Here is a 17184-nt window from a genome sequence, read left to right on the forward strand (position 1 = left end):
TCCAGCGCGGAGGTAGCACATGAATCGTGACTCGTTCCGCTCTCTCGGGGTCGCCCTGGCCGTGACGCTGAGCGCTTGCGGCCCTGGCCAGGACGGTGACGCCACGGGCGGCACCGGAGGTGGTGGCGCCTCGGGCAGCGCCGTGGGCTCGGGCGGCCAGAGCCCCGCGGGAGGCACCGGCGGCTCATCGCAAGCGACCGGCAGCGCCTCCTCGGGCGGCGGCGGCGGCGGCGGCGGCGGCGCGGCGTCGACCGGCGGGGCGGGGCCGACCGGCGGCACCTCCAGCGGCGGTGGACCGGGAGCGGGCACCGGCGGCGCGACGGGAACGGGCGGCGCTCCGGGGGGCGCCTGCACGCGCGAGCTCCTGGATGGCCTCCTGGACGACTACTTCGCCGCCCTCGCCGCCGGGGATCCTTCCAGCCTACCCCTGGCAGAAGGCGTGAAGTTCACCGAGAACGCCGTGCAGGCCGACATCGGCACGACGGACTTCTGGAAGAACGCTGGCGCGGTGAAGCACTCGCAGCGTGCCCTGGATACCGAGGCGTGCAGCGCCGCCGCTCAGGCGGTGATCCCGGAAGGCGGGAGGGACCTTCCCGTCGCTCTCCGCATCAAGGTGGAGGGCTCGGAGATGACGGAGATCGAGACGATCGTCGTCCGCCCGGGCGACTACACGGCGTCGTTCGCGGTCGACTCGGATCCCGCTGCGATCATCGCCATCGCGGACGACATCGGCTGGCACGACGAGGTCCCGGCGGCCGAGCGGGCCACGCGGGAAGAGCTGACGAGCTGGATCGACAAGTACTTCCGCGCGTTCCCCTCCGGCGTCTGCAACGTGACGGACGCCTGCAGGCGCCTGGAGAACGGGGGCGGCAACTTCTCTTGCCGCACCGGAGCAACCTGCAGTAACGGCGCTCCTGGGTCTGGCGGCACCTTCATCCCGCGCGTCATCCTGGCCGACGAGGTGCGCGGCATCGCCATCGGTCTCACCATGTTCGACTTCATGACGGACGGGCACCTGGACATGCATATGATCAAGATGTCCGGCGGTCAGGTGCACGCCGTCCACGCCATCCTGCGCGACACGAACGGCGTGTCCGGCTGGGAGTGACGGCGGCCTCCCTCGCCGCTCGCGTCGAACCGCCGCCCAGCTGACGCTCAGCAGCATATAGCCCTACGGTAGGACGCCTTCCGCCCGGTGCTACGTCGCGGAAATCGCGGGCGTTTCAGGCGTGGAAGGCCTGCCTGATCGCAGAAAAGAAGGTTCTGTCACCTGCGATGGGCGGCGCTTCGCCCTTACCATCGACTCGCCGCCGCCTCAGGCGCTGGCCAGGGACGACGCTGCCGGCCCCACCGTGGTGGATGCTGAAGCTTCTGAAGGCGACCCGTTGCCCAAGGACGAATTTGCGGTGGCGAACCGGTGCGATCGGGCGCGTTTGCCTGGATTTCGGGCGGGCGTGGCGACGGATCGCGCCCCCTTGGAAGGCATGGACCCAAGCCGGGCCCAACGAATAGGCGTTTGCGGGACTGCGCCTGAGCAGCGGCGGCGGCGAGGTCCCGGCGCAGTCCCGCAAACGTCGGGTTGGACCGGGCCGGTTCGCGGCCGGGCGGAGCGGTCGCGAGGCCTATGGGGATCCTGCCCGAGAAGGCAGCAGAGGGCGGGCTCGGCGGGGCTCGCACGCGGGGGGCATCCCGCTGCCACGACGTCGGGCGCAGACGTGCCGAGGCAGAGCGCGGCGCCGACGGAGGCCCAGGAGCACGCACGCCGCCGCCATGGACGGCGCAGAAGGCGGATCGATGCCTGACCGCCGCGCAACGGAGGTGGTGTCGTTGCTCCTGCCCAGGCCATCGATGCTCATGACGTGTCCGGAGGAGCAGCGGAAGAGGCGACGACGCACGACGGCAGCGGACGGCGAGCCATCGCAGCCTGACCGCAGCGAGGACAGAGGGACAGGTCGATCCCCGTGAGCGCGGCGAGCAGCGTGCACCAGTCGACCTTGACGACGTGGCGCGGAGAGGGCTCGTGCTCGTGAGAGCTGCCTTCCCGGCGCTCCTCTCCCCCGACAGCGCGCTGCGCTGCGTCTCGCGCCGCCAGGATCGTCGTGCGTGCCACCTCGAGCGTGGTGGTGGCGTGACACGCTGCCATCAAGCCGAAGTGTCGGATCTTCACGAAGCGATGAGGCAGCACGTGCAGCAGGAAGCGACGCAGAAACTCCTCGGCGGAGAGCGTCACGGTCTTGTCTCCGCGGGTCCGGAAGCACACGCCGCGCTCATCCATCGACCGCAGTCGGTGATTGGACAGCCCGACACGGTGGGTATAGCGACCGAGGTAGGCAAAGACCTGCTCGGGCCCAGCAAAGGGCGGCTTGGCGTAGACCACCCAGGGCTTGCGGTAGAGCGCGTCGAGCAGCGCAGCGAAGGCCGCGGGGTTGGCCAGCGCGGCGGCCCCGCCGGTCAGGTCGAGCTCTCCTTGGTCATAGGCCTGCCGAAGCGCGGCGAGCAACTTGCCGCGGAAGAGCTTGCCGAGGACCTGCACAGGGAAGAGGTAGCCGCGCCGCCCCTCGATCCAGCGCGAGCCGTCGAGCGAAAGCCCGCCGCCGGTGACGATGCAGTGCAGGTGCGGATGGAAGCTGAGATCGCGGCTCCAGGTGTGCAGCACGGCGGTGACACCGAGGTCGGCGCCGAGCCGCTTGGGATCGCGGCCGAGCGCGAGCAGGGTCTGCGAGCCGCACTGGAAGAGCAGATCGAAGACCGTCTGCTGGTTGACGAGCGCCAGCGGGCGCAGCTCGGCCGGGAGCGTGAAGACGACGTGGAAGTAATGCGTCGGCAGGATGCGTTGCTGCCGCTCGGCGATCCACCGGGCCTGGCTGAGGCTCTGGCACTTGGGACAGTGGCGGTTGCGGCAGGAGTTGTACGAGGGCTGCTCGTGGCCGCAGCTCGTGCACACGTCGACATGGCCGCCGAGCACCGCGGTCCTGCACGCAGCGATGTCGCGCAGGACCTTGCGCTGGGCGGCGGAGACGGCGTGCGCGCGCAGGTAGGCCTCGCCGTGGGCGCGGACGATATCCGCGACCTCGAGCCGAGGCCTACCCGCGGCCGCGGGCCGCGGCGCCGGGCGATGCGGGTGCACGCGAGCTCAGCCGAGCTTCTTCTTGGCCTCCTGAGTGCCGAGCACTTCGGCCGGGCTGCGGGTGCGACCGATGTGAGCCTGGCTGACGCGGACGTAGCGGACGGTGGTGCGGATGGAGCGGTGGCCAAGCAGCGCCTGGATGACGCGGATATCGGTGCCGAGCTCGAGCAGGTGGGTAGCGAAGCTGTGCCGCAGCACGTGCGGGGTGACGCGCTTGTGCAGCTTGCAGCGCCTCGCCGCCTCGCGCAGCGCGCTGCGCACCGCCTCGTGCGAGATGACCGAGCCCTGCTGGCGACCCGGGAACAGCTCCGGTCCAGCGGGTCTTTCCGCCCGCCAGTAGATGCGCAGCGCGGTCAGCACGGGGGCGCTGAGCATCACGTACCGATCACGCCCGTGCTTGCCATTGCGGACGTGGATGAGGTGGCGCTTGCTGTCGATGTCCTCGACCCGCAGCGAGCAGACCTCATCGATGCGCAGACCGGCGCCGTACGCCGTCAGCACGATCGTGCGCTGCTTGACCGAGCCGATCGCGTTGAGCAGCGCCTCGACCTCGGTGCCGCTGAGGACCGGCGGCAGCTTCTGGGGTACCTTCGGCCACGGGATCGCGACAGCGACCTCCGGACGCCCGAGCGTGGTGGCGTAGAGAAACTTGATCGCCGCCACGTACTGGTGCTGCGTCGCCTCCGCGATCTTCCGCTGCTCGGCGAGGTAGAGCAAAAACGCGCGCACCTCGTCGAGACCCAGCTGCTGCGGCGGCTTGCGGTGGTAGGCTACGAAGGCCCGTGCGCAGCGGAGGTAATTGTCGCATGTCGACGGCTTGTATCGCCGCAGCTTCAGGTCTTCGGCCATTCGATCGCGGAGCTGTCCCATCGCTGCCCTCCTGGTGAACGCGGCGCCCGGGCAGGGGCGTCGCGACCGGCAGGGTGGGCAGGGAATGAGGCGGCAGGCGGGCAGTCCTGCGCTGCGCCGGGCGTTTATTTTCGCAGGGAATACCGGCAAAAGCCGCGCTGCGGCAGCAATCACTGCCGCGACAACTGCAACGACGACAAGGACCCGAGCCGCGGAAGGAAATCGCGGCTCGGTATCCGGAATGCTCAACGAAGCAGAGCCCGCAGCATCTTCTTGAGCCTCACGCCGAACTCCTGCACCTCGTCCGCATCGCGCTCGCTCGGGGGCCCGAGCGCCGCCGCCAGGTCCATGGCTCCCAAGGTCTCATGGTGGCTGGAGCTGCCGCGAAGCGGCTTGGTCCAACCGGCGAGCCTAGGGCCTGGCGAGCTCGCGGTGACCGCCCCAGCGCCTCGGGCGGCCGTGGTCGCCTCGCTCGCCGAGGCGCTGACCCGCGCCATCGCGCTCGGAGATGAGGACGCAGCCCGGATCGTTCACGAGGCGATCGGCCGGCTGCTCTACCTGCCCCCGAAACCGGAGGGGTGAATACGGGCGGGTCGAAGAGCGAGCTTTTCGCTCACCGCGGCTGGGGTTGCCGCCCGAGCCTTGCAGCTCGTCGGCGCCCGCGAACTCTCGGAGAGCAGCCGCCCCTCGTACGTGCTGCTGCTCTCCTCATCGACTCCTCCCGGGCGCCCGGCGAGGTCGCGGCGCTGCGCGATACCGTGCCCTCGCGGGAGCGCTCCGCGAGGGGGCCCAGGGAGCGGCAACCCGCGACGACGATGGCGCACGATGCGCGGCAATGCCGCGGTCGACCCCGCCTGCGCGTACATTAGCGCTGCGCGCTCCCAGCGCTCCTGCGCCGCGATTGAGTCCTCGGCGACTCAGCGACGGGGCGCAGCCACCGACGACACCACGTAGCGACGCATGGCCCTGCTGTGCGAAGGCGAGCGAGGAGATGGTCAGCAGCATCATGGACTGATCGCTGACATCGTGGCGGGACGATTCCCCGAGGGCGAACCGTCGCGATCCGTCGCATTCACCGAGATTCCAGGGGGGCATGGCCCCGAATCGCACCCCCGCGGAACGCATGGACCCAAGCCGGGCCCAAGCGGCGAGCCCCGGGCTCACGGAACTCGTGCCCGCTGATCCCCCACCCCGGGCCCCGTGGTCACGTCGCTCGCGGAAGTGCTCACCCGCGCCGTCGCGGTCGGCGACGACATGGCAGCTCGTGTGGTTTACGAGGTGATCGGCCGGCTGCTCGGCCTACCGCTACCGTTCGGCGTGGGGGCGGGGCAGCAGCCATGGTCGACCTCGCCCGGGAGCGGGTGCGGCTTCCGCGGAGGTAGATCCGAGCGGACGAGCACAAGCGCTGGGAGCAAGTTCAGCGCTCGTGCTTGCTCGCTTATCTCGACCGTTCAGGCGCGCGACCGTGACGACACGCTCCACGCCATCACGCTGGCCATCTGTCACGCACGACCGCGTTGCTTGGGCGGGCGGGGCACTCGAGCGCGAGCTCGGCGTCCCCTGCCGCCAGGTGGACGCAGGTCGGGCAGCGGCTTCCCATCCTGGACCCGTACCCCGGCGCGAAGCTGTGCGATCGCGCCGCGCTCTGGGCTGCCGTGCTCGACCAGCACCTGGCCGCCAGGACCCGAGCCCACCGCGAGACGTTCCGCGAACGGGTCGGCCTGCTGCGCGTGCTCGACCTGCTGGATCGGCACTCCCTGCGGCGCGAGCCGAAGGGGAACGATGTGCGTCCGCGACCCCGAGTACCAGTACGAGATCACGCAGGTCAACGGCTCGCTCGTCTCCGGACGAGATCGGCCCTTCCTGCCGATCGCGTTCGTGGGCTACCCTCCCGCCTCCGCCATGGACGTTGCAGCCTTCGTCGAGAAGTGGAGCGCCTCGGGCGCTTCCGAGCGCGCCAACAAGGACCTCTTTCTTGCGGAGCTCTGCGATGTGCTGGGCGTCCCGCGGCCCGAGTGCCACGTCGCAGGGTCATGGGGCCACCCCTTTGCAGGGTCATGGGGCCAGGGGGAGACGACGTGATCGGTCTCGACCATGCCCGAGACCGCGAAGCGTGTCGAGGTCCCCGGAGCCGGGCGCGAAGCGACCGGCGACGTCCCTCTTTTTTGCAGGGTCATGGGGCCACCCGGGCCCCCTGGTAGGTCCGGCGCAGGGGTCACGACGCTCAGGAGCAGGAACGTCCACCCCGCCCCCGGCGCCCCTCGCGGCCATGCTGACGAGGGTGGGCGAGGCGCGCCGAGTGGAGCGAGGGGGTCAGCGGCGCGGCCCCGGGATCGACGTCCTCGCCGGGGCCGCAGCGGTCATCGCCGCTTGCTGCGTGGATGGGTGGGCGGCTTGCTGCGCGCGGGCACTGGCGCGGCCGTGTTGCTCTCGTCGAGCTTCGGCTTGAGCCGTGGCCTGTACGACTCGCCCTCGACGATGAAGTCGAACGCCGCGTTCTTGAACCGATCGACGGCGCTCTGCGCGAGCAGCACGTCGTCGAACATCGCGAGCCACTCGGCCGTGTCGCGATTGCTCGTGACGATCATCGACGCGTGACCCGTGCGCTCGAGGAAGAGCTGGTAGACGTCGCGGCTCTCTTCCTTGCTCATCGCCTCGAGCGCGAAGTCGTCGAGGATGAGCAGGTCGACGGTCGTGAGCGCGACCATCTCGGCGTCGCGTGAGTTGTCGAGCCTGCTCTGGCGCAGCCTGCGCAGCATCGCGTCGGCGCGCAGGAAACGCACGCTGTAGCCGTGCTGGCACGCGAGGTGTCCGAGCGCGTTCGCGAGGAAGGTCTTGCCCACGCCGACCGAGCCGAGGATGACGATGTGCTTGTGCTCTTCGAGGAAGCGCAGGCTCGTGAACCCACCGAGCAGACGCTTGTCGAAGCTGACCTTCGCGGTCTTGTCCCAGAGCTCCAGGCGCATGTTGGGATCGAGCCCGGCGTCGCGTACGCGGCTCTCCGTCGCGCTCGCCTCGCGGCGCGCGATCTCGTCGGTGAGCAGCATGAGCAACATCTCCTCGTGCCCCATCGACTGCTTCTCGGCCAGCAGCAGCCGCTCACGCAACGTCGCTGCGATGCGGCCGAGGCGCAGGCGCTTGAGCGCCGTGACGAGCGCGGGGTCGACTTCGCTCGAGCTCATCACGCCTCCTCCTTCGTCGCGGCAGCCGCCAGCGTGCGTGTCGCGAAGTGCTCGGTGCTGCGCGCGAACCGCGGCGTGGGGAGCGCAACGACCTTGCGCTCATCCGTGGGCGGTGACGCGGGCGTCTTCGCCGTCTCGAGCATGCGCGTCACGCGCTGCACGTCGACGACATCGAACGCGAGCGCGCTCTGGCAGATCGCCTCGACGCGCCCGTTGCCGAACTTGTTGCACAGCCGCAGCAGCGCATAGACGAGCCGCATGCGCGTCCACGGTAGCGGCACATCGAGCAGCCGCTCGGCGTAGATGCCGACGTGCACGCCGCACTTCTTCGCGCTCGCGATGAGCGAAGCCACATCGCGCTCGGCCGCGATGTCCTTGCCCACGGGGTAGTCGCTCGGGTCGGTGGAGCGCTTGCCCGGCGCAACGCGCGCGTGCACCTTCACGAGCTGCGTGCCGGCGTAGATCCTCACGGACACGCTGTCGGCGCGAACGCGCACCGTGCTGCCGACGTAGCGCGTTGGCACGCTGTAGAGCGACCGGAGGACCTGCACGTGATGGTCCGGGTGCACCTTTGCATCAGTCCAGTGCGGTACGTCGAACGGAGCTGTCGGCGCCGGCTTCATGGCGCTCCTCTCGCGTGCCTCGAACACCTCGCGCGGCACTTCGCGCGTCGTGCCGTGGACGCGCGCACCGGCGACGTGGCGACACCATCGCTCAGCGGACGCGCGCGCCTCGTCGAGGCTGGTGAACGACTCGCCGTCGAACCAGCTCTCGCGCACGTACGCGACCTGATTCTCGACACGCGCCTTGTCTTTGGGCGACCTGACTCGCGCGGCATCCACCAACACCCCGCGCGTCTGCGCGTAGTCGAGGAACGCCGGCACGAGCACGGGGGCGAGCTCGTCAGCGCGCAGCACGATGGCCTTCATGTTGTCCGGGAGGATCACGCGCGCCATCGCGCCGAAGAACCTCCACGCCGCATCCAGCCCCGCGCACACCGCCGCCGTGGTCTGCTCGAACGACGGCCACACGAACTGGTAGCGGCTGTACGCGAGCGTCACCACGAGCACCCACAGATTTCGAACCCGCTGCGTCGCTGGATCGAACAGCTTACCCATCAGGCCGAAGTCGATCTGCGCGACCTCGCCGGGCTCGGTGTCAGCGACGCGAACCGTCGGCGTCTTCTTGCGCCACGCGAGCTCCTCCATGACGAAGCGCCGGAGCGTGTCGTAGCTCGCGCTGACGCCGTGGTCGCGCTTGAGCAGCGTGTGGATCTTCGTCAGCTTCAGCGGCCGAGGCTGGGCGAGCCAGGCCTCGATACGTGCGCGATGCGCGCCGATCTCTTTCCACTCTTCGCTCGCGTCGGGCACCGGGCGCGCCTGCACGCGCTGGGCGATTGCGTGGATCTCCTCGTCCGTCGGCTCGCGATCGGGCGGCAGTGGCAATGTCGCAGCGGCCTCGAAGTACCTGCCGACCGTCTTGCGATCGAACCCTGTCTCGCGCGCCACGTGACGCGCGCTCTGCCCCGCCGCACGACGGCGGAGCATTTCCTTGATGTCAACCATGATCAGCTCTCGGTAGGGCATCGGCCTCCTTCCGACGGCGACCCGCGCCGTCGTCGGAAGGAGCCCGTCTCAGATCCCGACCGCGGCGTCCCGAGCTGGCCCCATGAGGCTGCAAAAAACCTCGGAAGCCGGCCCCATGACCCTGCAAAAAACTGGGTCACGCCCCCGCGCGGGTGGCCCCATCCTCCTGCGTTTGGGGTGGCCCCATGACCCTGCAAAAAACGCCGTCAGGTGGCCCCATGAGGCTGCAAACCGGCACCGAGCCGGCCACGGGCGATCCGGCCCGCGATCGGTACGTCTTCGAGAAACCGATCCCGATGACGCAGGAGGGCGGCAAGGTCACGACGAAGCGCGCGGACCTCTATAAGCATGGCTGCTTCCTGCTCGAAGCGAAGCAGGCGGCCGCGGCCGGGACGAAGAAGAGCGGTAAGACGCAGCGTGGGACGGATTCCTGGGACCTCGCGATGGTCGACGCGCGCGGGCAGGCGCTCGGCTACGCGAGTGCGCTCGACGAGCCGCCTCCGTTCCTCATCGTCTGCGACATCGGCTATGTCTTCGAGCTCTACGCCGACTTCGACGGCACGCGGCGCTGGCCTGCGTTCCCGAACGCGCAGAACCGGCGCATCTATCTGCGCGACCTCGCGAAGCACGTCGACACCCTGCGCGCGGTCTTCACCGAGCCGCTTTCCCTTGATCCTTCCCGACGTGCCGAGCGGGTGACGCGCGAGGTCGCCGCGCAGCTCGCGGAGCTCGCGAAAAAGATGGAAGCCGAGGGGAACCCGCCCGAGGCCGTGGCCAAGTTCCTCATGCGGTGCATCTTCACGATGTTTGCAGAGGACGTGGCGCTCTTGCCGTCACGGCTCTTCACAGACGGGCTGGAGCACCACTGGATCACGAGCCCACGCGCCTTCCCTGCGGCCATCGAAGGGCTCTGGCGCGCGATGAACGAGGGCACCTCGTTCTCCTACTTCGGCAAGCTCCTCCGGTTTAACGGCGGGCTCTTCAATCAGCCGACAGGCTTGCCGCTCTCGAAGGAATCGCTCGCGCTCTTGCTCGATGCTGCGCGGCGCGACTGGTCCCAGGTCGATCCGGCCATCTTCGGGACGCTCCTGGAGCGCGCGTTGAACCCGAAGGAGCGCCACAAACTCGGCGCCCACTACACGCCCCGCGCCTACGTCGAGAGGCTGATCCGCCCGACGATCGAAGAGCCGCTGCGTGAGGAATGGGAGAACGTGCAGACCGCGGCGCGAAAGCTCTATCAGAGCGGCAAGGAAAAGGACGCCCGCGTGGCCGTGCGCGCCTATCACACGAAGCTTTGTGAGACGCGCGTCCTCGATCCGGCCTGCGGCTCGGGGAACTTCCTTTATGTGACCCTCGACCTCTTCAAGCGGCTGGAGAGCGAGGTTCTTGCCCTGCTCAACGACCTCGGCGAGCGGCAGGAGCTCTTGCACGCCGAGGGGATCCGCGTGACGCCCGGGCAGTTCCTCGGGATCGAGGTGAAGCCGTGGGCGAAGGAGATCGCGGAGCTGGTCCTTTGGATTGGTTACCTACAATGGCATTTCCGCGCCTACGGGAGGCTGACGCCCCCACCGGAGCCGGTGCTTCGGGACTTCCGGAACATCGAATGCCGGGATGCCGTGCTGGCGTGGGATCGGGAGGAGCTGGTCCGGGACGCGAAGGGCAAGCCCGTGACGCGGTGGGACGGGGAGACGATGAAGAAGCACCCCGTCACGGGGGAGATGGTACCGGATGAGAAGGCGACCGTGCCTGTGTATCAGTACGTGAACCCGCGGGAGTCCGAGTGGCCGAAGTCCGACTTCATCGTCGGCAATCCGCCTTTTATGGGCGGCTGGAAGATGCGACAGGCGCTTGGCGAAGGATATGTTGAAGCGCTGCGGCGTGTTCACCATGATGTGCCCGACGCATGCGACCTCGTGATGTACTGGTGGAATCATGCAGCGAAGCTCGTGCTGCGGGGCGAGGTGCGGCGAGCGGGCCTAGTGACGACAACTACAATTACTCAGGTACAGAGCCGGCGCGTCACGCGGCCCTATCTCACCGATGGCGGCGGGCTGTCGCTAGCCTTTGCGGTCGACGATCATCCATGGGCCACCGACCGCTATGGCAATGCAGGCGAGAGCGCAGAAGTCCGCGTCGCGATGACGACGATAACCTCGGGACGAAGCCTCGGCATCCTCGGCAAGGTTACGCGCGAACACGTGGATGACAAGGGCGAGCTTGTGGTCGAAATCGAAGAGCGCCAAGGGAGGATCAACGCCGACTTGCGCATCGGAGCCAACGTGTCGGAGGCGATGCCATTGCGTGCGAACGAGGCGCTCAGCTCTCCAGGTGTGAAGTTGCACGGCCATGGCTTCATCGTGACACCCGACGAGGCACGCTCGCTTGGACTAGGGACAGTGCCAGGAATCGAAAGGCACATTCGTGCATATCGAAACGGGAAGGACATCACGTCGATCCCCCGTGGGGTGATGGTGATCGATCTCGATGGTCTGACCGAGGAAGAGGTGCGCAAGAATTTTCCCGCGGTTTACCAATGGGTCTTCGAGAAAGTGAAGCCCGAGCGAGACCACAACAACGAACCCTATCGACGGACCAACTGGTGGCTTTTTGGGCGGCGTAATACCGAACTTCGAGCCGCGCTGCGCGGCCTTCATCGCTATATCGCGACTCCGGAAACTGCGCGGCGGAGGTATTTCGTGTTCCTGTCGCACGAGGTCCTGCCCGACAACGCCATCGTGGCGATCGGTCTAGCTGATTCATTTTACCTAGGTGTGCTTTCCAGTCGCGTGCACACCCTGTGGGCGCTCACGGCGGGTGGTGGTCTCGGGGTGCGGCATGAACCTCGATACAATAAGACGCGCTGTTTTGACACGTTCCCGTTCCCCGAGGTGAACCAAAACCAGGTCCTGCGGGTTCGCGCGATTGCCGACGAACTCAACGCGCATCGCAACAAGCAACAGGCCGAGCACCCCGGACTCACCTTGAATGGGATGTATGCCACCTTGGAGAAGGTGCGAGCGAACGAACCGCTCACCGACAAGGAGAGGCTAATTCACCAGCAGGGTCTGGTCTCAGTCCTCAAGCAAATCCACGACGACCTGGACGTCGCGGTCTTCGAGGCCTACGTGTTACCGCGCCCTCTCAAAAGTGGAGTTCGCCCCGATCTCGATCCCTATTCGTGATGGGAATCCCCTGATCGGCCGCTGCCCGCCCATCAGCGAGCCGGTGTGGGCCCGAGAGAGGAAGCCAGGGTGGAGGCTGATGCCCCGCCGTCGGCCGGCGTTCGCTGTGCATTCCTAAAACCAACCAAAAAATCTCACACAAACGTCAAGTCGCGCGACTTCGCCGCGCTGAGCGCCCTTGCATTCCCGTTCCACGACCCCAATTACCACTACACTTTGCGACACGTCAGCCCCTCGCTGACGTAAGGCCGGGGCCGAGGGAGCGGAGCATCGGCGCGAGGCCGGCCACAAAATAGGCGACGAGGGGATGCGTGTTGTGGCGACCCGTCTTCCCCTCGTCGTGCTCCGAGCACCGTGCAGGAGCGGAGCTCATGCAGGATCGTTCAAGCCGACGTCGACATCAAGCGCTGGATGACGGTGCTGCCAACGGTTGACCTCGTGCGGCCCGCGCGCTGCCCCTGCTGCGACGCGGCCGGCCGCCCCGTCAACGGCCCGCTGGTGATGCGCGGCCACGGCCTGCGCGAGCGGCTGGTGTGCGGCCCGCTCGAGCCCGGCGGCGCTCCCCAGCAGGTCACGATCCAAGCTCGACGCTACCGCTGCAGCGCCTGCGGCGCGATCGTGGTCGTAGTGCCTCGCGGGTTGCTGCACCGCCGGCGCTACTCCGCGGCGGCGATCGGCTGGGTGCTTGCTCGCATCGGGCTCGACGGCGTGAGCACGCCTGTCGCCCGCGCCGAGGTGTGCCCCTGCGCGACCCTGGGCGTCGCAGCGGCCGAGCGGTGGCTCGCGCCGTCTCGCTGGATCGAGGCCAGCCGCCGTGGACAGCTGTTCCCTCGGCTCGGGCGCCATGGCGCGGAAAGCCCCCGCGCGCAGATCGCCGAGCGCACCGCGATGCAGCTCGTGGGGCTGTCACCTCAGGGCAGCACGCGGGAGCCGGCGCCGCACCTGGCGTTCCGCGGCGCCGTGCTCGCAGCGTGATGCCCATCCGCAGGCCAACGCAAGCTCCGGCGACTCCACCACGCAGGATCGGGCACGGCGGTGCAGGAATGAGGCACTGGGTCCACATGGGTCGTCGAAGACGGACCCGTGGAAAGGACCGCTCGTGGACATCCTCAAACCCAGAGACCACGCGGAGGAGATCGCCATCTTCCGCCACGGCATGATCGGGCAGCTCTGCGCTCGCGATCTCGAGCATGGCGACCTCGTCGAAGCGCTACGCGCCCTCTCGAAGGAGCGCGTGCGACCGCCCGGGAGCTCGTGTACACGCACCTTCGCGGTGCCGACACTCGAGCGCTGGCTCTATGCCTACCGCCAGCGCGGGCTCGAAGGGCTCTGCCCTCGCGCCCGTCGCGACCGCGGGCGCGGCCGCGAGCTCGACCCGGTGCTGAGAAGGCTGCTGTGCGACATCCGCCGGGAGCACCCGGACGCTTCGGTGCCACTCATCCTGCGCACGCTCCGCGCAGACGGACGCCTGAGCGCCACGGTCAGCGCGTCGACCGTGCGTCGCCTCTTCCGTCAAGAGGGGCTCGACAAGATCCCGCAGCGCGACGGGAAAGGGCCGACGACTCGGCTCAAGTGGCAAGCCGAGCGCCCTGATGCGCTCTGGCATGGTGACGTGTGTCACGGCCCGACACTTCATCTCGACGGCCGAAGGGTCACGGTGCGGATCCACGCCCTGCTCGACGATGCCTCGCGCTTCATCGTCATCCTCTCGGTCGAGAGCGACGAGAAGGAAGACACCCTGCTGCGGCTGCTCGTCCGTGCCCTCCGGCTCTACGGAGTCCCCGATGCGCTCTACCTCGACAACGGTGCAACCTACCGTGGCGACGCCTTGCGCCTCTTCTGCTCGCGCCTCGGGATCACCCTGCTTCACGCGCGCCCCTACGACCCGCAGGCGCGTGGTAAGATGGAGCGATTCTGGCGGACGCTTCGAGAGAACGTGCTCGACCACCTGGGCTCGGTCACGTCGCTGCAGGACATCTCCTCTCGCATCCAGGCCTTCCTCGACGTCCACTACCACCCGTCGCCGCACGCCGGGCTGATGGGGCGCGCGCCGGGGCTTGTGTACGCGCCCGGGCAGCGCGAGATCGACGCCCTCTCCGAGGCTCGCCTGCGCGAGGCGCTCACGCTCCGGCAGCGTCGGCGCGTGCGCCGCGACACGACCGTCGCCCTCCGAGGACAGCTCTTCGAGCTTGATCACGGCTACCTCGCCGGCCGTGTCGTGACGGTCGCCTATTGCCTGCTCGACGAGCCTCTCGCCCCGGTCGTCGAGCTGGAGGGGCAGCGGATCCCGCTTCGCCCTGTCGACCCGGTACACAACGCGCACGTCAAGCGGCCAGCGCGCCGAGCCACGAGCGGCGGCGCGTCGGCCGCGGGGCAGCCTGTTGCCTTCGACCCGGGCGGCGCCCTGCTCGTCAAGAGCGCGCGCGACGCGGCCCTGGCGACCGGCGCGGACGAGGCCGATGGGGAGGAGGACCTCGATGCGATCTTCTGAGCTCGGCTTCTTCGGCCTTCGCACGGCCCCCTTCTCCAAGGAGCTCGACGATGCCGAGCTGTGGTTGCCCACGTCCAAGCAGGTGCTCGTCGACGATCTCGAAGCCGCGCTCCTCGAGCGTGCCAGTGTGCTCCTCGTCGGTGAGCCGGGCGTCGGCAAGACGTGTGTGCTACGGGCCTTGCGGCATCGGCTACCCCAGGCCGGATTCCGCCTGACCTACTGCCACAATGCGACGCTCGGCCGACGCGACTTCTACCGCTATCTCTGCCACGCGCTCGGCCTGCAGCCGACCTCGAGCGCCGCGAACCTGTTCCTCGCCGTCGAGCGGCATGTCCACGAGTTGCGCAGAGATCAGATCCACCCGGTGTTTCTGCTCGACGAGGCCCATCTGCTGCACCCGGACATGATGGCGCACTTGCATATCCTCTTGAATCACGAGTGGGACAGCCGTGCTCTTCTGTCGATCGTCCTTGTTGGCCTCCCGGAGCTCGAGGGCCGCATGGCGCTGCGCTCCCATCGCTCGCTCCTCACGCGCATCCACCACCGCTTCATGATCGAGCCGGCCACGGTGGAGGACACGGCGGAGTACGTGGCCTTCCGGCTGAAGGGCGCCGGTGTGGAACACGAACTCTTCTCGCGCGAGTCGCTCGCCGCGCTGCATGAGCTCGCGTCGGGCTCGCTGCGCGAGATCGACCGCCTCGCCTCGGCGGCGATGCGGGAATCGGCGCGCCGCAAGCGCAAGCTGGTCGACCGCGAAGCGGTGGCCCGCGTCGCCGAGACGCTCACGCTCGCCTCGTCTCTCGGCTGAACGGCGGCGCACAGCCCGCGAGGCTCGTCGGCCTCGCGGGCCGAGGCGCGTCTGATCCAGGATGGCCATCGCCTCGCCGCGAGGGACCGTGGCCGGCACGATGCCCATCGCCGTACAGCGCCGGCGCGACACGCCCGCGATGGGCATCGGCGGCTGGGGAGACCTACCGAGCTGCGGCAAGATGGCCATCATTCAGGCGGGGCGCAGTGCCATCAGCCAGCCGGCTCGGCAACACCTACGGCTGGCCCTCGGACCTTACCGACGAGCAAGTCCTCGAAAAGCTCGTCGCCCTGAATGCTGAGCGGACCGCCGAGGAGGCCCGCGGGATGGTCCGCTGGCTCCGTCCCGAGTTCCAGAACCCGAGCGGCACGCGTTCCGTCACGCAAACGACGATCACCACCGCCGACGAGACGCCCGACGACGAGGCGCCGGCCGCTGCCACCGCCCCGAACGCCAAGCCCTGGCCGAAGAAGCTAGCCGAGCAGATCGCCGCGGTCCGAGATTGCCTCGGCACGATCCGGGGGGCGTTCACCGTGGACGACATCGCGGCCTCGTTCAAGGGTGCGAAGAAGGCCGACGTCGCGGACCTGCTCGATGGTCTCGCCGCGGTCGGCGTCGTCGTCTCGGTCGAGCGTGGCGAGCGGTGGACGGTCGCGCCGCGGCGCGCGGCATCGTGAGACGACCGCCGAGGTTACCGTGGGGCGCTCCGCCACGAACCCGCCACCAGTCCCCAGCGCTCCGCCGACCCCAGAGGCGCTGAGCTCGCCGCGTGCTCACCGCGGCGGCCGGGCACCTCGCCGGCCGCGAGGAGCTCGGCGCGAACTCGGCGCCCCCGCCCGCCGCGGTGGCCTCGGAGGTCGAGGAGCACGTCGGTCATCGCCAATTCGGTCGCGGCGAAAGCGCGGAGCCCCTCCGATGCCAACTCCCGGCGCCGTGGTCGCCTCGCTACTTGTCCTCCAGGAGCGCGCGAATCTTGTCGAGGAGCTCCCGCTTGACCCGTTGCCGGTTCAGGTCGTCCTCGACGCGAACTTCGACCGGGGTCACCTTGGTGACTCCCTTGAGCATCATGAGGGCGTCGGTCATTCGCTCCACCTCATGGGCGTCCAAGTCGCGCCGGAAGTGTACCACCAGGCCTTTGACGCTCACCGGAGTCCGGCCTTTTGGGCGTGGGTCTCCCTGGCTTGGTGACGCTCAAAGACGTCGCGCAGCGCGCGAAGTGCCCTCTGTGCGTCGCTTGTAGAGCGTGGAGATAGGCACCCCCGCACTATCGGCTATCTGGGTCATCGGGATTCCGTTCAGATCGTGTGCCACGAGCACGTGTCGCAGCTCCGGGTCGAGCCCATTCACCGCGTTGATGATGTCGGTCCTGGCGGCGCCGGATACCATCATCGCGACAGCGTCGGGCGCTGGATCGATCGCGTCGATCAGCCCGACCAGGTGCTCCATGCGGTGCTGCGCCCGCTCGTGGTAGTGCGCGGCGACATACACCGTAATCCTGTTCAACCAGCGTTCCGGGCGGCTGCGCCTCGGATCGAACCTGGACCAGCTCTCGCAGGCCTCGACCCAGACTTGTCCTGCAACGTCGCCACGATGGCGCCGTGGCACCCTCAGCCTCTCCAGCCAGCGCAGCACGGCACGGACCAAGATCGGGCGAAACAAGCGCGCGCGTGCGGCCGCGCACGCATCGTCGTTCGACGAACAACACATGGACTCACATTCCCCCTGGATGCTCGTTCGTCCCGCGATGATGGCTCCGCCACGCCGCGGAAGCGCTGAATCACGTTCGATGGTCAAGTGGCATGAGGCAAGGGTGAGCAGCCACCCCCGCAGGTGTCCGAAACCGAACGGAGATGTCAGCCGTGGTTATTCAGCCGCCGGATCGGTGCCATGCTCGCCAGCATGCTCCTCATGGCGAGCGGCGTCGGAGCCCCGCACGCCCATTCCCACGGAACGCGAGGC

At 68.5% G+C, this 17184-nt stretch carries 14 protein-coding genes; 8 read left to right on the plus strand and 6 right to left on the minus strand.

Features of this window, described 5'->3' with window-relative positions; genetic code table 11:
- Positions 1 to 19 precede the first annotated feature (19 nt).
- Positions 20 to 1108, plus strand: coding sequence for a hypothetical protein (locus tag WMF24_RS44695; RefSeq protein ID WP_437733597.1), 1089 nt, complete (start codon positions 20 to 22; stop codon positions 1106 to 1108).
- A 744-nt stretch (positions 1109 to 1852) separates the two neighbouring features.
- Here WMF24_RS44695 and WMF24_RS44700 read toward each other — a convergent pair.
- Together WMF24_RS44700 and WMF24_RS44705 are read right to left on the minus strand one after the other, a co-directional pair.
- Positions 1853 to 3127 carry an IS91 family transposase gene (locus WMF24_RS44700; protein WP_437729911.1) on the minus strand — a complete coding sequence of 425 codons (1275 nt, stop codon included), beginning with the start codon at positions 3125 to 3127 and terminating at the stop codon, positions 1853 to 1855.
- A gap of 6 nt (positions 3128 to 3133) precedes the next feature.
- The gene (locus WMF24_RS44705; RefSeq protein ID WP_437730089.1) at positions 3134 to 3997 is read right to left on the minus strand and encodes a tyrosine-type recombinase/integrase; all 864 of its coding nucleotides are present in this window, start codon (positions 3995 to 3997) and stop codon (positions 3134 to 3136) included.
- A gap of 411 nt (positions 3998 to 4408) precedes the next feature.
- On the opposite strand from WMF24_RS44705, the gene WMF24_RS44710 reads away from it, so the two are divergent.
- On the plus strand, positions 4409 to 4558 hold the full coding sequence (locus WMF24_RS44710; protein ID WP_437733598.1) for a hypothetical protein: 150 nt from the start codon (positions 4409 to 4411) through the stop codon (positions 4556 to 4558).
- Positions 4559 to 5758: 1200 nt separating this feature from the next.
- Positions 5759 to 6058 (plus strand): hypothetical protein, encoded by a 300-nt coding sequence (locus WMF24_RS44715; RefSeq protein ID WP_437733599.1) that lies wholly within the window; start codon positions 5759 to 5761, stop codon positions 6056 to 6058.
- Positions 6059 to 6336: 278 nt separating this feature from the next.
- On the opposite strand, the gene WMF24_RS44720 is transcribed toward WMF24_RS44715, so the two are convergent.
- Together WMF24_RS44720 and istA are read right to left on the minus strand one after the other, a co-directional pair.
- Positions 6337 to 7158, minus strand: a complete 822-nt coding sequence (locus WMF24_RS44720) for an ATP-binding protein (protein ID WP_437730028.1) — start codon at positions 7156 to 7158, stop codon at positions 6337 to 6339.
- On the minus strand, positions 7158 to 8723 hold the full coding sequence (istA, locus tag WMF24_RS44725) for an IS21 family transposase (protein ID WP_437730029.1): 1566 nt from the start codon (positions 8721 to 8723) through the stop codon (positions 7158 to 7160). The genes WMF24_RS44720 and istA overlap by 1 nt, the downstream gene beginning before the upstream one ends.
- 206 nt (positions 8724 to 8929) lie before the next feature.
- Here istA and WMF24_RS44730 point away from each other — a divergent pair, with 206 nt between their 5' ends.
- From WMF24_RS44730 to WMF24_RS44750, 5 genes are all read left to right on the plus strand, one after another.
- On the plus strand, positions 8930 to 11926 hold the full coding sequence (locus WMF24_RS44730; protein ID WP_437733600.1) for a class I SAM-dependent DNA methyltransferase: 2997 nt from the start codon (positions 8930 to 8932) through the stop codon (positions 11924 to 11926).
- Between the two features lie 354 nt (positions 11927 to 12280).
- Positions 12281 to 12901: a hypothetical protein gene (locus WMF24_RS44735; RefSeq protein WP_437730027.1), complete on the plus strand. Its 621-nt coding sequence runs from the start codon at positions 12281 to 12283 to the stop codon at positions 12899 to 12901.
- A 124-nt stretch (positions 12902 to 13025) separates the two neighbouring features.
- A complete protein-coding gene (locus tag WMF24_RS44740; RefSeq protein ID WP_437733601.1) occupies positions 13026 to 14417 on the plus strand; it encodes a DDE-type integrase/transposase/recombinase in 1392 nt (463 codons plus the stop codon).
- Positions 14418 to 14499: 82 nt separating this feature from the next.
- The gene (locus tag WMF24_RS44745; protein ID WP_437730025.1) at positions 14500 to 15225 is read left to right on the plus strand and encodes an ExeA family protein; all 726 of its coding nucleotides are present in this window, start codon (positions 14500 to 14502) and stop codon (positions 15223 to 15225) included.
- Between the two features lie 206 nt (positions 15226 to 15431).
- On the plus strand, positions 15432 to 15902 hold the full coding sequence (locus WMF24_RS44750; RefSeq protein WP_437733602.1) for an RNA-binding protein: 471 nt from the start codon (positions 15432 to 15434) through the stop codon (positions 15900 to 15902).
- A 268-nt stretch (positions 15903 to 16170) separates the two neighbouring features.
- Here the strand turns inward: WMF24_RS44750 and WMF24_RS44755 are convergent, their stop codons facing one another.
- Positions 16171 to 16293: a hypothetical protein gene (locus tag WMF24_RS44755; protein ID WP_437733603.1), complete on the minus strand. Its 123-nt coding sequence runs from the start codon at positions 16291 to 16293 to the stop codon at positions 16171 to 16173.
- 123 nt (positions 16294 to 16416) lie between these two features.
- Complete coding sequence (locus WMF24_RS44760; RefSeq protein WP_437733604.1) at positions 16417 to 16932, minus strand: sigma-70 family RNA polymerase sigma factor; 516 nt, start codon at positions 16930 to 16932, stop codon at positions 16417 to 16419.
- Positions 16933 to 17184: the final 252 nt, after the last annotated feature.

This window comes from Sorangium sp. So ce1335 (assembly GCF_051521615.1).
GTDB lineage: Bacteria > Myxococcota_A > Polyangia > Polyangiales > Polyangiaceae > Sorangium.

Bases quoted from the DNA above. Each gene is read 5' to 3' on its own strand.
- WMF24_RS44695 (WP_437733597.1), top strand. From the start codon at position 20: ATGAATCGTGACTCGTTCCGCTCTCTCGGGGTCGCCCTGGCCGTGACG.
- WMF24_RS44705 (WP_437730089.1), bottom strand. From the start codon at position 3,997: ATGGGACAGCTCCGCGATCGAATGGCCGAAGACCTGAAGCTGCGGCGA.
- WMF24_RS44715 (WP_437733599.1), top strand. From the start codon at position 5,759: ATGTGCGTCCGCGACCCCGAGTACCAGTACGAGATCACGCAGGTCAAC.
- WMF24_RS44720 (WP_437730028.1), bottom strand. From the start codon at position 7,158: ATGAGCTCGAGCGAAGTCGACCCCGCGCTCGTCACGGCGCTCAAGCGC.
- istA (WP_437730029.1), bottom strand. From the start codon at position 8,723: ATGGTTGACATCAAGGAAATGCTCCGCCGTCGTGCGGCGGGGCAGAGC.
- WMF24_RS44730 (WP_437733600.1), top strand. From the start codon at position 8,930: ATGACCCTGCAAAAAACGCCGTCAGGTGGCCCCATGAGGCTGCAAACC.
- WMF24_RS44755 (WP_437733603.1), bottom strand. From the start codon at position 16,293: ATGATGCTCAAGGGAGTCACCAAGGTGACCCCGGTCGAAGTTCGCGTC.
- WMF24_RS44760 (WP_437733604.1), bottom strand. From the start codon at position 16,932: ATGTGTTGTTCGTCGAACGACGATGCGTGCGCGGCCGCACGCGCGCGC.